Here is a 13614-nt window from a genome sequence, read left to right as displayed (position 1 = left end):
GGTGATCCATGCGAGCAGGTCGCCACTGGTCGCTCACAGTGTCGAGACGGCGGCGGGGCCGTAGTAGGCGTCGCGCATGATGGCGGTCATGTCCTCGAGCATGGCCATCCGCGGGTTCGCCGGGGCGCATTGGTCCTCGTAGGCGTTGAGCGCCTGCTCGGGCAACGCGTCCAGGAATGCCCGCTCGTCGACGCCAAGGGCCCGGAAGGACGGTTCGATGCCGACTCGATCCCTGAGCCGCTCGACCGCGGTGGCCAGGGAGCGGACTCCTTCGGCAGGGGTGTCGGCGGGGAGGCCGAGCGTGCGGGCGATGTCCTGGAAGCGCTCGGGCGCTTGGTAGTGCTCGTACTTGGGCCAGCCGGCGAGTTTGCCGGGCGCACTGCCGTTGTAGCGGATCACCCGGGGCAGCAGGACGGCGTTCGTGCGCCCGTGGGCGATGTGGAAGGTGGCGCCCAGGGTGTGGGACATGGCGTGCACGATGCCGAGGAAGGCGTTGCCGAAGGCCATCCCCGCGATGGTGCCCGCGTTGTGCATCTTCTCGCGCGCTTCGGGACTGGCTTGCCGGTCGGTGACGGCGGCTTCGAGATTGTCGAAGACCAGCCGGATGGCGTGCAGCGCGAGGCCGTCGGTGAAGTCGTTGGCGTAGACCGAGACGTACGCCTCGATCGCGTGGGTGAGGGTGTCCATCCCGCTGTCCGCGGCCAGGGCGGGCGGCAATTCCGCGGCCAGCAGCGGGTCGACGATGGCCACGCTCGGGGTGAGCGCGTAGTCGGCCAGCGGGTACTTCTTGCCGGTCAAGGAGTCGGTGATCACGGCGAATGGGGTGACCTCGGCCCCGGTGCCGGACGTGGTCGGTACGCACACCAGTCGGGCCTGTTCGCCCAGCACGGGGAAGCGGAAAGCGCGCTTGCGGATGTCGAGGAACTTCTGCCGCATGTCGGAGAAGTCGACGTCGGGCTGTTCGTACAGCAGCCACATGACCTTGGCGGCGTCCATGGGCGAGCCGCCGCCCAGGGCGACGATGGTATCCGGGCGAAAGGTCCGCATGAGGTCCGCGCCGCGCCGTACCGATTCGATGCTCGGCTCGGGCAGCACGTCGTCGATGATCTGTATCGTGACCGGGAGTTCGCGGGAGTGCAGCACCCGGCGGATGCGGTCGACGTAGCCCAGGCGGGTCATGGTCGCGTCGGTGACGATGGTCACCCGATGCACGTGCGGCATCTCGGCCAGGTAGCGGATCGCGTGCGGTTCGAAGTAGATCTTGGGCGGGATCTTGAACCACTGCATGTTGTTGCGGCGGGTGCTCACCCGTTTGACGTTCAACAGGTTGACCGCCGAGACGTTGTTGGACGTCGAAGTGCCGCCCCAGGATCCACAGCCCAAGGTCAGCGAGGGCAACAGGCCCGTGTAGATACCGCCGATAGCTCCCTGGGACGAGGGCGCGTTGACGATGATGCGGGCCGTTTTCATGTGCCGCCCGTAGTCCTCGGCCACGGCGGGATCGCTCGTGTGGATGACGGCGCTGTGGCCCATGCCGTGGAAGGCGACCATGTCGGCGGCGAGCGCGAACCCCTGCTCGCGCGAGTCTGCGCGCAGAACGGCCAGGACGGGGCACAACTTCTCGCGGGTGAGGGGCTCTTGCGGGCCCACTCGGTCGGCGTGGGCCAGGATTACGGTGGTGTCCGCGGACACCGTGAACCCCGCCTGGGCGGCGATCCACATCGGGCTCCGGCCCACGGCCTCGGGAATGACGCGTGGTTCGCGACCGGGCCCCGCACCGGCGCCGAAGAGGTAGGTCTCCAGCTTGTGCTTCTCGTCCTCGGTGGCCAAATGGGCGCCCAGGGAGGCGAATTCGGACAAGGCGGCATCGTGGATGTCGGCGTGCAGGATGACGGCCTGTTCGGAGGCGCAGATCATGCCGTTGTCGAACGACTTGGACAGCACGACGTCGTTGACCGCCCGGCGCAGGTCCACGTCGCGGTCGACGTAGGCGGGTACGTTGCCCGCACCCACCCCCAGGGCCGGTTTGCCCGCCGAGTACGCCGCCTTGACCATGCCTTCGCCGCCGGTTGCCAGGATCAGTGCGACGCCGGGGTGACGCATGAGCGCGGTGGTCGCCTCGATCGAGGGGCTCTCGATCCACTGCACGCAGTGCTCGGGCGCGCCTGCGGCGATGGCCGCATCGCGCACCACCCGTGCCGCCGAGGCGCTGCACCGCTGGGCCGAGGGGTGGAAGGCGAAGACGACCGGGTTGCGGCTCTTGAGGGCGATCAACGCCTTGAAGACGACCGTTGCGGTGGGATTGGTGACCGGCGTGACCGCGCACACGACGCCGACCGGCTCGGCGACCTCGGTCATGCCGGTGATCTCGTCGCGAGCCACGATGCCGACCGTCTTGAGACTCCGCATGCTGTCGGTGGTGTATTCGCAGGCGAACATGTTCTTCGCCGCCTTGTCCTCGAAGACGCCTCGGCCGGTCTCGTCGACCGCTTCGCGGGCCAGTCGGGTGTGCTGGTCCAAGGCGGCGACGGACGCCTTCTTGACGATGTGGTCGACCTGCTCCTGGGTGAACGCGTCGTAGGTGGCGAGTGCGTTGGCGGCATCGGCGACGAGGGTGTCCACCGCCGTGTCGATGTCGGAGGGACCCGTGTCCGCGGTCGGGACGAGTAAGACGGTCTCGGAGCGGCTGCTCATGGCTGGTTCTCCTGTGTGGTGGTGGGCGATCGACGGAGCCGGGGAGCATCCGGCGGCCGGGTGTCGGGCGGGAGGCCGTGCCGGGGCCCGGGAGGGATTCGGCGACGCGTCCCGATGCGGGTGGCGCGGACTCCGGTGCGGGCCCCGGCGTGGGTCAGCGGTGACCAGGCGGGTCGTTCGGCCAGGTCCAGTCGCGGACTTCGGGCGTGTCCTCGCCGTGTTCGAGGATCCAGTGCGTGGTGTCGGGTGCGTGCGTCGGCCACGGCCTGAGGTACCGTCGCGGCGTGCGAACCCAGGCCGGGGACGCGGTCGATCACGTCGATCACGCGTTGGTGGCGGTCCATGTCGTTGGTGCAGTTGCGTCGACCGTGGTCAGGTCCGGACTGCCGGGAATCGCCATCGTCATCGGTCTTCCTCTCGTGCGTCGTCCGAACTTCGCTCGCTCCCACGCTCGCGCCGACCACGCGCGGCGTGAAGGGCCGAACGGCCCTATGACAGTGGGCCGTCGCGAGCTGCCGTCGGTGACCCAGAGGCTGAATTCCATGCTTTGCGGGGGATGTGAATGGGCCCTGTACGCCGGCAGTCCGAGGCGAACCGACCGGGCGACGCACCGGACGGCTCCGTCGTTGGAGCCACGCACGGATGGACGTCGAGTCCTGTTTCGCTTCGTGCGGCGGTCGGGTCGAGGGCACCCGCGAGACTGCCGCACTGGTGCGGAGTGGTTCGGCCGGGGTGGGTCTCTCGGCTTGCCCGACAGGGCCGTTCGGCCCGGGTCGAAGTGGACGGAGAGCGCGCAGGCTGGGAGAGGGGCCGGGTTCGATGGAGCCCGTGACGACGACTGCGTCAACCCATGAGACTTCCGGAGCGGCACCATGGTCACCAGGACCAACCCGAACCTCGGCGTTCTGATCGGCTACGACACTTCGCCCGGCAGTGAGCGTGCGCTCGACTGGGCCGCCCGCAACGCCGCCGACGTCAAGACACCGCTGCACATCGTGTCGGTCGTGCCCCCCGTGGGCCGGGGATACGCGCGATCGGCCGTCGCCCGGCCCGGGACCGCGCGTTCGGCGTCGAACCTGGCCGCAGCGCGATTGCGGGACACCTATCCGTACCTGACGGTCGACACCGCACTCGGAGAGGGTTCGCCGGCGGATGTGCTCCTGTCGGAGGCGCGCGACCATGCCGACCTGATCGTGGTCGGCAGCCGTGGCCACGGGGGTTTCGTCGGCCCGATCCTGGGGTCGGTCTCGCTGAGGGTGTGTGCGCACGCACCGTGCCCGGTCGTCGTCGTTCCCGCGCACGAGACGGCGGAGGTTCACAAGGACGTTGCGGTCGGCGTCGCCGGCGACGGCGATACCGCCGCGATCGAATACGCCGTCGAACAGGCTCGCCGCACCGGTGGGGACGTCTTGGCCGTGAGCGTGTGGAGCGCACCGTTCATCGGATCCGCCCTGGCCGGGGCGATGCGCGGGGTCGGTGGTGCGGAGAAGTCGGCCGACGAACAGCGGCACATGCTCGAAGACATCCTTCGGCCGGTGCGCGCGCGGGCGCGCGACGTGGTGATCGAATCGGTGGTTCGGGGCGGAACGACGCCGTACGCGCTCGTGCGTGCCGCCGCCTGCGCCGGACTGCTGGTCGTCTCGGCCCGTCGGGGTCGCCGTGCCGTGCGGATGCGACTCGGGCCGACGACACACGCGGTACTGCGGCAGGCCCGCTGTCCCGTCGCGGTCGTCCCCCGCGTGCACGAGAGTCGAGGGTGAGAAGAAGTCTCCGGTGAGCCCTGGGGACGTGTCTTGAGAGAGCCGTGTGAAGCGGAACGGCAGGGCGGTTGGCACGAACGCGGTTGGCACGAACGGCCGTCGGCCCGGCGCCGGGAAAGCCGTGCGGCCCATGTCCCGGGGCCGATGGCCGGGTGCCGCACCCTGTGCGCGCCCGGTTCCCCGGCGTGGGTAGGCGTCCGGTCCTCCGCCCTTCGCTACCGGGCCAGGCCCTATCGCCGGTTCGACCCGAGGGGTGGTGCCGTATCCCTGCCGGTTCCGTTCACAGTCGTTGCGTCGTCACCGGCTTCGGCCGTCCCGAGTGTCTCCGAAACGGGGCGGCGGGGGGTGGGGGTTCCGGGCGGCCCGTACCCCATCCGCAACACCATCTGGACGTAGCCGGGACCGGTCTGCGGATCGCGAAGGTTCGCGCGAGTGTCGGGCCATTCGACGGCCTGGTGGAGGACCGATACACGCAGTCCGTGGACCGTTGCCACCAGCCATGCCCGCTCCATGGCCTGGCCCGCGCGCAGCCAGTCCTGCGGACGATCGAAATGGGTGGTCAGGGTCGCCACCTGAGGTAGCGCCTCGAAGCGCTGCGTCGTGGTGGGAGACGAGGGCGGGTGCCCGGTGAAGGCGCGGACCGGTACCCGGGCGTCGTGGTCCTGGGGGCCCAGGGCCTCCTGGGGGATGCCGTCGGCCGCAGGCTCCTCCAAGCGCAGCCACGCGCGCGTCTCCGCCTGCCGGGCGAGATCCGCGGCCGTTCGGCGTTCGGCTTCGGCCGTCAGATTCAGGACGCGGCGCGCGTCGGCCTCCTCCAAAACGGCCAGGACCACGTCCTCCGCGTCGGCGGCGGCGATGAGTTCACCGAGAACCCGCTCCGGGACGTCACGGTTGGCGAACGGTAGGCGACTGGAGTGACGTCGGGCGATCGCCGAGTACAGGTCCGGGCCGTAGGGAAGCGGGGTGCGGGCGAATCGACCCAGGTCGAGCACGGCAGTCGGTGACGGATCGGCATCATCGTGGGGGAGGAGCGTCACCAGCGGTTCCCGACCCAGTTGAGCAGCGGCGACGCGCAGGTTGAACACAGCCGCGCCGATGGAGATGTGCATGGCTCTGCCATTGGGGTCGGTGAGCGGGATCGCTCGCGTGCCGTCCGCGTACACCGCGATTCCGCAGCCGTCGATCGTGGGTCGGAAGAACCACGGTTGGCTGTTGTGAAGCGAGGGTGCCGCACCGGCCGCGGCGGCCAGATACCGCAGGTCGGCGGGGTTCAGGGATGCGTTGGTCATGGCGATTTCTCCCTACGGCCCATCAAGGCGTCCGAATGCGGAAAAGCGGATCCGGCGCGTCCTGGTTGTACCCGTCGGGCTCCGCCTTCAGGGGCGCAGACCGCGGCGGCCCGTCACGCGTGGACGCGCGATCGCTCATCCGGGGCCTCCTGTCGTCGAACACGTGACCCGCTCGGGACGACGCCGGATGTGACCAGTCTCGGGCTTCCGACGTCGGAACCACAGGGCCGGATGCCCCGGGAGGACCAGGGCCGTGGGTCCCAGTCCCACATCCGGCTTCACCGGTCGCCGATCGGTCGGTCACGTGCCGCGAACCACCGGTCGGCGCGGGCAGCCGCGAATCCGAGGACTGCGCCGGCAAGGGGGATCAGGAGGTCCCCCACAGGCAAGGCCTGGGTTCCGAGGAGGTCCCGGAGCGTCGGTACGTACACGCCGGCCAGACCCAAGGCGGCGGACGCGAGGACGGTGATCGGCAGAAACGGGTTGGCACGGGTGAGCAATCGGGTCCTCAGGCCTGTGACGACGCCGAGTTGGGCACCGAGCAGGGTCAGGAAGAGCACGCTCTGCCACGCATGTCCGGCGTGGTCGCTCCACGCCCCGGCGGCAAGGCTGACGGCAGTCACGCACAGGCCCAGCCGCGCGACCCGCTGCCACAGGCCGTCACCGAGGATGCTCTGCTCGGCTGGGCGGGGCGCGCGCCGCATAGTGCCCGATGCTGCGGGCTCGGCCCCCAGAGCGACCCCGGTGAGTCCATGGGTGAGCAGGTTGATCCACAGAATCTGCGCGGCGACCAGCGGCACGGGCAGGCCCAGAAGGGGACCGAGCATCATCACGGCGATCTCGGCGGCGCCACCGGAGAGTCCGTAGACGAGAAAGCGGCGGATGTTGTCGTAGACGCGCCTGCCTTCCTCCACCGCGGCGACGACGGTCGCGATCTCGTCGTCGGCCAGCACCAGGTCGGCTGCCTGGCGAGCCACCTCCGTGCCCCGGCCCCCCATCGCCACCCCGATGTCGGCACGGCGCAGGGCAGGTCCGTCGTTGACGCCGTCGCCGGTCATCGCCGTGATGTGGCCTCGGGCACGCCACGCCTGGATGATCGCCGGTTTCTGCTCGGGAGTGGTTCTCGCGAACACTCGCACGGCGGTCGGATCCCGCTCGGGGTCCGCGCGCAGGTCGGCGCCGGTCAGGACCGTACTGTCCCCGTCGCGCAGGATGCCCAGGCGCGTGGCAACGCTTCGTGCGGTTGACGGGTGGTCGCCGGTGATCATCACGGTAGTGATTCCGGCCTCGTGGCATGCGGCGATGGTGCCACGAGCGGACTCCCGAGGCGGATCGCTGATGCCGATCAGGCCGAGCAGGGACATGTCCTGCTCCGCGTCCTCGACAGGGTGGGGCAGGGCATCCAGACGCCGTGTGGCGACGGCCAGGACTCGGTAGCCGTCCGCGGCCAGAAGATCGGCCTCGTAGCGCACCAGGTGCAGGAAGTCGGCGTCGGAGGCAAGGAAACGCGAACGCAGGACGACCTCGGGGGCTCCCTTGAGTACGGCCCGCAACCGGCCGTCGCGATCGCGGTGCACCGTGGTCATGCGTTTGCGGTCGCTGTCGAAGGGGGCCTCGGCCACCCGGGGATGTTCCTCGCGCAGTGTGGTGCCGGCGATCCCGACCTTGCCGGCAGCGGCCAGCAGGGCCGCCTCCGTGGGGTCTCCCAGAGCCGACCACCCAGGGTCGGGGCCCGGCGGTACCAGAGTGGCGTCGTTGCACAGCGAGGCCGCGGTGAGCAGTTCGTTCACCCATGTGGCGCAGTGCCCGTCCACCGGTTGTCCGTCGACCAGTACTTCGCCCTCGGGCGTGTAGCCCGTGCCGGTGAGCGTGGCCGTGCCCTCGGGGGTCCACAGCCGTTCGGCGACCATGCGGCCCTCGGTCAGGGTGCCGGTCTTGTCCGTGGCGAACATCGTGACCGAGCCGAGCGTCTCGACGGCGGGCAGGTTGCGGACGATGGCATGCCGCGCCGCCATCCGCCGCGCGCCCAGGGCCAAGCCGAGGGTGACCACCGCGGGCAGCGATTCCGGGACAGCGGCGACCGCGAGGCTGATCGCGGTGACGGCCATCGACTCGGTCGGTTCACCGCGCAGCAGACCCAGGGCGAACACCACCAGACACAGGCCGACGACCACCGCGGCGAGCACACGTCCCAGATGAGCGAGTCTGTGCTGCAGCGGGGTCGGGCCGGGGCGGTCCTGCATCAGCGCTGCGATCCGCCCCAGGGCGCCGGCCGCGCCGGTGGCCGTGACCTCGGCGAGAGCGCGGCCACGCATGACCACTGTCCCACCCTGAAGCAGATTGTCGGCGGTTGTCTCACCCGTCGGATCGAGAGCGGTCTTGTCCACCGGTACCGATTCGCCCGTCAGGGATGCCTCGTCGACGAGAAGGCCGGATGCCTCGTACAGGACGGCGTCGGCGGGAACGATGTCCCCCTCGTCCAGCAGGACGATGTCACCGGGCACCAGATTCGCCGAGGCCACCTCGCTCTCCGACCCCTCGCGCAACACTCGCACGGCCGGTACGGACAGGTCCGACAGGGCGGTGACGGCCCGGTCGGCGCGGATCTCCTGGACGACGCCGACCAGGGTGTTGACGGTGACCACGAAGAGGATGACCGCCGTGTCCGCGAGATCCCCGGTCAGCGTGGTCAATAGGGCGGCGGCCAGAAGCACCAGAATCAACGGGTCGCGCAGTTGGGTCACCACGCGAATCCACACCGGTGTCCGCCGTGCCGGTGGCACGATGTTCGGGCCGTATTCGGCAAACCTCTCGGTCACCTGCTCCCGGGTCAACCCATACACGACAACGGGTCGTTCCGCGAGTGGAGCCGAGGACGCCGGAGGCACCCGGGGCGTGTCTGACACGGTAATTCGTCACCAATCAGTCGGATCGCCTGCGGTCCGAGGACGCGCAGGAGTGCTGGACGACAGCCTGGCCGCTCCCCGGAGCGACGGTGTGGCGCGGCCGGGCGGATCATGGTGTGCGCGAAAAGGGTCGACCCGGGTTCCTGTACCACGCGGTCGGACACTCTTGCGTGAACGTCAGTTTGCCTCGTCGTCACTCTCGCGCGGCACGACGACGACGGGACAACGGGCGTGGTGCACCAGCCCGTGGCCGACCGAGCCGAGCAACATGCCCTTGAAGCCGCCCAGTCCGCGGGTGCCGACCACCACGCACAGGGCGTGCTCGGACGCCTGGACCAGGGTGTGCACGGGGTGGCCGAGGACGACCTCGCGTCGTACTGGCACGTCGGGGTACTTCTCAGACCAACCGGCGAGCGTTTCCGCAAGACGGATCCGGCCCTCTTCGACCTCCTCCGCGTTTGTCACGGCGCCCACCACGGGGCTTGCGAAGAATGGACGAACCTGGACGGCCAGTACGGTCGCGCCGCGCAGCGAGGCCTCCTCGAACGCGAAGGCGACGGCCCTTTCGGACACGCGTGATCCGTCGACTCCCACGACGACCGTCCAGGGATCGTCTTCGACGTGTTCCGGATCGCGGACGATCACGACCGGGCAGGTCGCGTGCGCGACCACAGGAACGGCGATGCTTCCGGTGGTCAGCAACTCCTTGATCGACGACAACCGGCGCGATCCCAGGACGACCATGGCGGCGCTCGCAGCCTGCTTCCGCATGACGGCGCCGGGTTCTCCGTCGACCAGCAGTTCGGTGATGTCGAGTCCCGGATGGGCGCTCAGCGCGAATCTGCGCGCCTCTTCCAGCGTTTGCTGCCCGGAACGTCGAAAGATCCCACTCCAGGTCTCCCACGGCTTACTCATGTCCGGGTCGTGCTCGGCGCCGGGGGGCCAGTCCAAAGCGTGCACCAGGCGTAGCCGAAGTCCGCGGCGTTCGGCCTCGCCGGCTGCCCACAGGACCGCGATTCGGGCGGCGTCGGTGTTCTCGACCCCGACGATCACGGGCGCCGATTCTTCGAAGGTGATCACCACGCACTCCCTTCCGGGCGAGCCGGCTCGGCGCCGGCTCTTTGGACCGACTCTGCTCGCGCCGCCCGGCGTCGAGCAGGGCCGTTCGGCCCGGTCGGTTCGGCAAAGGACCCTTCGCCGAACGACCCGGGGCGCCACACCGCGACGACCGCGACCGCCGGCACGAGACGACACATAGCACCCGACCCCTGCGAACCGAGCGCTTCACGGCCGCTCGGCCCGCCACGGGCGGACGACTGCGGGCAAGTGGCGAGGATCGATTGCCGGCGAGAGGGTGGAGAAGTCTTCTCGTTTCCGACCCGGGAGGTCGTGAAACCTGCTTCGGAACCGCCATGAGGTCGCTTCGCCCGATGAGAGCACCCGTCGGTGAGGCCCCGGCTCCCATCCGGCGCATCGAAAAGGACACGTTCATGTTCCACCACCGCGTCGAATCCCAGATGACCGCCGATGTGGTCACCGTCCACTCCGACACCCCGTTCAAGGAGATCGTCCGAGTCCTGCGTGAACACCGGATCGCCGCAGTCCCCGTCCTGGAGGGAGACGAGGTCGTCGGCGTCGTCTCGGAGTCAGATCTGTTGCACAAGGAGGCCGATCGGGAGAGCGCCCCGCACTTTCCCTTCCGGGTGATCGTCCGCCGTACCGAGCGGGTGGCGCGAAACAAGGCCCGGGCGGCGACCGCGGGGTCGCTGATGACCTCTCCCGCCGTCGTCGTGGAACCGGACGCGTCCCTTTCGGATGCCGCCCGGCTGATGGAACGCCACCACGTCACGCACCTGCCGGTGGTGGACGGGTCGGGCCGACTGCGCGGCATCGTCGGCCGCAGCGACCTGTTGCGGATATTCCTGCGCGCCGACACACGCATCCATGACGAGATCCGCGACGGCGTGGTCCGGGACACGATGTGCGTGGATCCGAACACCGTCGGCGTCGGCGTGACCGACGGGATCGTCGACCTATCCGGCCAACTGGAACGCAAGTCGCTCATCGCCATCCTGGTCCGCCTGTGCCGAGGCGTCGAGGGTGTCGTGGATGTTCGCGAACACCTCACCTACGCCCGGGACGACATGCTCATACGTCCTCCCATGGTGCCTCCGCTCAACGGCCCCGAACCCCACCGGGCCTGACCGACCGTGTCGGGACAGGCCCGGTCGCAGGAGGCCGTCGGACACGTCGGAGCCCGTGATGTCGGGGGCCATTCGGCCCTGTTCCATGTGTGTGCGCGGCGCAGACTGGGTGTGGCAGATGGAAGCCGTCGAACCGGAGGTGAGCCCGATGGTTGCCGCAAAGCACTGGACCGTCGACATCCACCTGAGCGAAAAGAGTGGCCCGGACGACTTCGAAGGCGGCGAATCGGTACGTACGTTCGCCGAGGCACGGTTGCACACGCGGGACGACACATCGGTTCGCGGTTGGGGACACGCCCGCAAGAACCCCAAGGACCGGGATGTGCCGGAGATCGGCGACCACCTGGCCGCCGCCCGGGCACTGTCCGATTTGGCACACCGCCTGCTCGACCTGGCCGCCCGCGACATCGAGGCGGTCACCGGGTCGCCTGCGGCCGTGCACGATTGAGCACCCTCCCGTGACGACACCGCCGACGGGCGTGGCATCCGGGCAGGCGATGTCGGCGTCGGTATCCTCCGGGGAACGTCGTCACGACAGGGAGGACGCTACGACCGAGAATCCGACGACGAGGGAGCCGGTGGCGTGGATGCACCGGAGAGCCGACACCGTAGGTGATTTCTTCACGAGTGGTAGCGCGGGTGACCGGCTTACGGTACGTGTGTGCGTCACACAGTTGTGCACACCGTGCTCGGCATCATGAAGCCCTCCTCACGAAGGAGGCCCATGCCGCAGCCTGCCGCCATTCTCGGGGCGATCGGTCGACGCCTGGCAAGGGCGGCGCCCGGAGCGGTGGCGCTGCGAGGGTACGAGCCGAAATACCTGCGTGACGACTTGTTGGCCGGTGTGACGGTCGCGGCCTATCTCGTGCCGCAAGTCATGGCCTATGCCACCGTCGCGGGCCTCCCGCCCGTCGCAGGCCTCTGGGCCATTCTGCCCGCGATTGTGATGTACGCCCTCCTCGGGTCGTCGCCCTTGCTGTCGGTCGGTCCGGAGTCGACCACCGCACTGATGACCGCGACGGTGGTGGGTCCCCTGGCCGCAAGCGACGCCGGGCGCTACGCGGTCCTTTCCGCCACCCTCGCCATTCTGGTCGGGATCCTTGCCCTCGTGGCGTGGCTGGTGCGGTTCGGCTTCGTCGCCGACCTGCTTTCGCGTCCGGTGCTGATCGGATACCTGACGGGACTGGCAGTGATCATGATGGTGGATCAGTTGCCTGTACTCACCGGTGTCCCCGTGGAGGGCGACGGGGTCGGTCCCAAGTGGCGTTCGTTCGTGACGAACTTGTCCGTTGTGCACTGGGAGACGGTCGGCATGAGCGCGGCAACGCTGGCCTTCCTCTTCGGCGTGGCGCACTTTGCCCCCCGATTCCCGGCCCCGTTGCCTGCTGTTGCGCTGGGCACCGCGCTGGTTGTCGCCTTTCGCCTGACGGATCACGGGATCGACGTCGTCGGCGATGTACCGACCGGGTTACCCGACGTCTTCACACCCGGCTTCGGCCAGACACGTGACTTGCTGGCGCCTGCGGCCGGCATCCTGCTCGTCGGGTACACCGACGTGATGCTCACCGCGCGCGCGTTCGCCTCAACCGGTGGCAAACCCCGCCTGGATCCGAATCAGGAGCTGCTCGCCATGGGCGCGGCCAACCTCGGTTCCGGTGTGTTCCAAGGTTTTCCGGTGAGCAGTAGCGCCAGCCGCACCGCGCTGGCCAAGTCGGCCGGTGCCCGGACGCAGCTGTACGCGCTCACCGCCGGGGCGGTGGTCGTCGCCGTGCTGCTCTTTCTCGGGCCCCTCCTGACGAACATGCCGACAGCGGCTCTCGGTGCACTGGTCGTCTTCGCCGCTGTCCGGATGATCGACGTGGCGGGATTCCGGCGCCTGATGTCCTTCCGACGGCGCGAGTTCCTCCTGGCGTCGGCCTGTCTGGTGGGCGTCTTGGCGCTGGGCATTCTCTACGGCGTCCTGGTGGCCGTCGGCCTGTCCGTTGCCGAGTTGCTGAGCCGCGTGGCACGACCGCACGACGCCGTCCAGGGAATCGTGCCGGGCATGGCGGGCATGCACGACGTCGACGACTATCCCGGAGCCCGAACCATCCCCGGTCTGGTGGTATATCGATACGACTCGCCGCTGTTCTTCGCGAACGCGGAGGACTTTCGGCGCCGCGCGCTGGCCGCGGTGGCCGAGGAGACACACCCGGTGTCGTGGTTCGTGCTGAACACCGAGGCGATCGTCGAGGTCGACATCACCGCCCTGGACTCCCTCGAGTCCGTGCGGGAGGAACTGGACAAACGCGGTGTGATCGTTGCCCTGGCACGGGTGAAACAGGACCTGCGCACGCAGTTGGACGCCTACGGCCTCACCGCATCGATCGGTGCGGATTGTTTGTTCCCCACACTGCCCACCGCCGTCGACGCCTATGACCAATGGTGCCGCGAGCACGACGGCGGGCGGCAAGGGTAGGCCTCGAGGCTTCGAAAGGGGAATCCACGTGCGACAGGAGAGTTCCGTTTCCGGAGGAATCAGACATGGTCGGTGAGTGCGATCACCAAGTCGGCGAAGTCCTCCGGTGTCTCGGCGTCGGCGTAATCGATTTCGTCGAAGCGCCCGCCTGCCCGTTCGCTCAGCGCCTCCAGGAAGCCCAGGAAGTCGAGCGAGTCCATGTCGAGTTGCTCGCGCAACGACCTGTCGGGTGTCAATGCGGACACGTCCGCTCCCGGGACCGCCGCCTGGGCCGACTCCCGAACGAGTGCCAGCGCTTCCATT

At 69.1% G+C, this 13614-nt stretch carries 9 protein-coding genes and 1 pseudogene; 4 read left to right on the top strand and 6 right to left on the bottom strand.

Annotated features, from left to right (window positions below):
• Positions 1 to 33: 33 nt before the first annotated feature.
• Together adhE and ACIBSV_RS46440 are read right to left on the bottom strand one after the other, a co-directional pair.
• The gene (adhE, locus tag ACIBSV_RS46445) at positions 34 to 2694 is read right to left on the bottom strand and encodes a bifunctional acetaldehyde-CoA/alcohol dehydrogenase (protein WP_395873589.1); all 2661 of its coding nucleotides are present in this window, start codon (positions 2692 to 2694) and stop codon (positions 34 to 36) included.
• A 154-nt stretch (positions 2695 to 2848) separates the two neighbouring features.
• Positions 2849 to 3044, bottom strand: a pseudogene (locus ACIBSV_RS46440) (hypothetical protein); the annotation flags it as partial.
• A gap of 522 nt (positions 3045 to 3566) precedes the next feature.
• On the opposite strand from ACIBSV_RS46440, the gene ACIBSV_RS46435 reads away from it, so the two are divergent.
• Positions 3567 to 4454, top strand: coding sequence for a universal stress protein (locus ACIBSV_RS46435; RefSeq protein WP_395873588.1), 888 nt, complete (start codon positions 3567 to 3569; stop codon positions 4452 to 4454).
• Positions 4455 to 4684: 230 nt separating this feature from the next.
• Here ACIBSV_RS46435 and ACIBSV_RS46430 read toward each other — a convergent pair whose 3' ends face one another.
• The 3 genes from ACIBSV_RS46430 to ACIBSV_RS46420 all read right to left on the bottom strand — a co-directional run bounded on the left by ACIBSV_RS46430 (position 4685) and on the right by ACIBSV_RS46420 (position 9729).
• Positions 4685 to 5743, bottom strand: a complete 1059-nt coding sequence (locus tag ACIBSV_RS46430; protein WP_395873587.1) for an Acg family FMN-binding oxidoreductase — start codon at positions 5741 to 5743, stop codon at positions 4685 to 4687.
• A 278-nt stretch (positions 5744 to 6021) separates the two neighbouring features.
• Complete coding sequence (locus ACIBSV_RS46425; protein WP_395873585.1) at positions 6022 to 8586, bottom strand: cation-translocating P-type ATPase; 2565 nt, start codon at positions 8584 to 8586, stop codon at positions 6022 to 6024.
• Positions 8587 to 8826: 240 nt separating this feature from the next.
• Positions 8827 to 9729, bottom strand: coding sequence for a universal stress protein (locus ACIBSV_RS46420; protein WP_395873584.1), 903 nt, complete (start codon positions 9727 to 9729; stop codon positions 8827 to 8829).
• A gap of 410 nt (positions 9730 to 10139) precedes the next feature.
• Between ACIBSV_RS46420 and ACIBSV_RS46415 the strand changes: the two genes are divergently transcribed.
• The 3 genes from ACIBSV_RS46415 (at position 10140) to ACIBSV_RS46405 (ending at position 13311) form a co-directional block, all read left to right on the top strand.
• Entirely contained in the window at positions 10140 to 10853 is a 714-nt protein-coding gene (locus ACIBSV_RS46415) for a CBS domain-containing protein (protein ID WP_395873583.1), read from the top strand.
• Between the two features lie 148 nt (positions 10854 to 11001).
• On the top strand, positions 11002 to 11301 hold the full coding sequence (locus ACIBSV_RS46410) for a DUF1876 domain-containing protein (RefSeq protein ID WP_395873582.1): 300 nt from the start codon (positions 11002 to 11004) through the stop codon (positions 11299 to 11301).
• Between the two features lie 276 nt (positions 11302 to 11577).
• A complete protein-coding gene (locus ACIBSV_RS46405; protein ID WP_395873581.1) occupies positions 11578 to 13311 on the top strand; it encodes a SulP family inorganic anion transporter in 1734 nt (577 codons plus the stop codon).
• A gap of 59 nt (positions 13312 to 13370) precedes the next feature.
• Here the strand turns inward: ACIBSV_RS46405 and ACIBSV_RS46400 are convergent, their stop codons facing one another.
• A complete protein-coding gene (locus ACIBSV_RS46400) occupies positions 13371 to 13613 on the bottom strand; it encodes an acyl carrier protein (RefSeq protein ID WP_395873621.1) in 243 nt (80 codons plus the stop codon).
• Position 13614: the final 1 nt, after the last annotated feature.

It is taken from the genome of Embleya sp. NPDC050154, from assembly GCF_044460165.1.
GTDB lineage: Bacteria > Actinomycetota > Actinomycetes > Streptomycetales > Streptomycetaceae > Embleya.
This window is presented reverse-complemented; position numbering and strand designations above follow the sequence as displayed.

What these genes read in the sequence shown, in the direction of transcription:
- adhE (WP_395873589.1), bottom strand. Translation starts at nt 2,694, where the DNA reads ATGAGCAGCCGCTCCGAGACCGTCTTACTCGTCCCGACCGCGGACACG.
- ACIBSV_RS46435 (WP_395873588.1), top strand. Translation starts at nt 3,567, where the DNA reads ATGGTCACCAGGACCAACCCGAACCTCGGCGTTCTGATCGGCTACGAC.
- ACIBSV_RS46430 (WP_395873587.1), bottom strand. Translation starts at nt 5,743, where the DNA reads ATGACCAACGCATCCCTGAACCCCGCCGACCTGCGGTATCTGGCCGCC.
- ACIBSV_RS46415 (WP_395873583.1), top strand. Translation starts at nt 10,140, where the DNA reads ATGTTCCACCACCGCGTCGAATCCCAGATGACCGCCGATGTGGTCACC.
- ACIBSV_RS46410 (WP_395873582.1), top strand. Translation starts at nt 11,002, where the DNA reads ATGGTTGCCGCAAAGCACTGGACCGTCGACATCCACCTGAGCGAAAAG.
- ACIBSV_RS46405 (WP_395873581.1), top strand. Translation starts at nt 11,578, where the DNA reads ATGCCGCAGCCTGCCGCCATTCTCGGGGCGATCGGTCGACGCCTGGCA.
- ACIBSV_RS46400 (WP_395873621.1), bottom strand. Translation starts at nt 13,613, where the DNA reads ATGGAAGCGCTGGCACTCGTTCGGGAGTCGGCCCAGGCGGCGGTCCCG.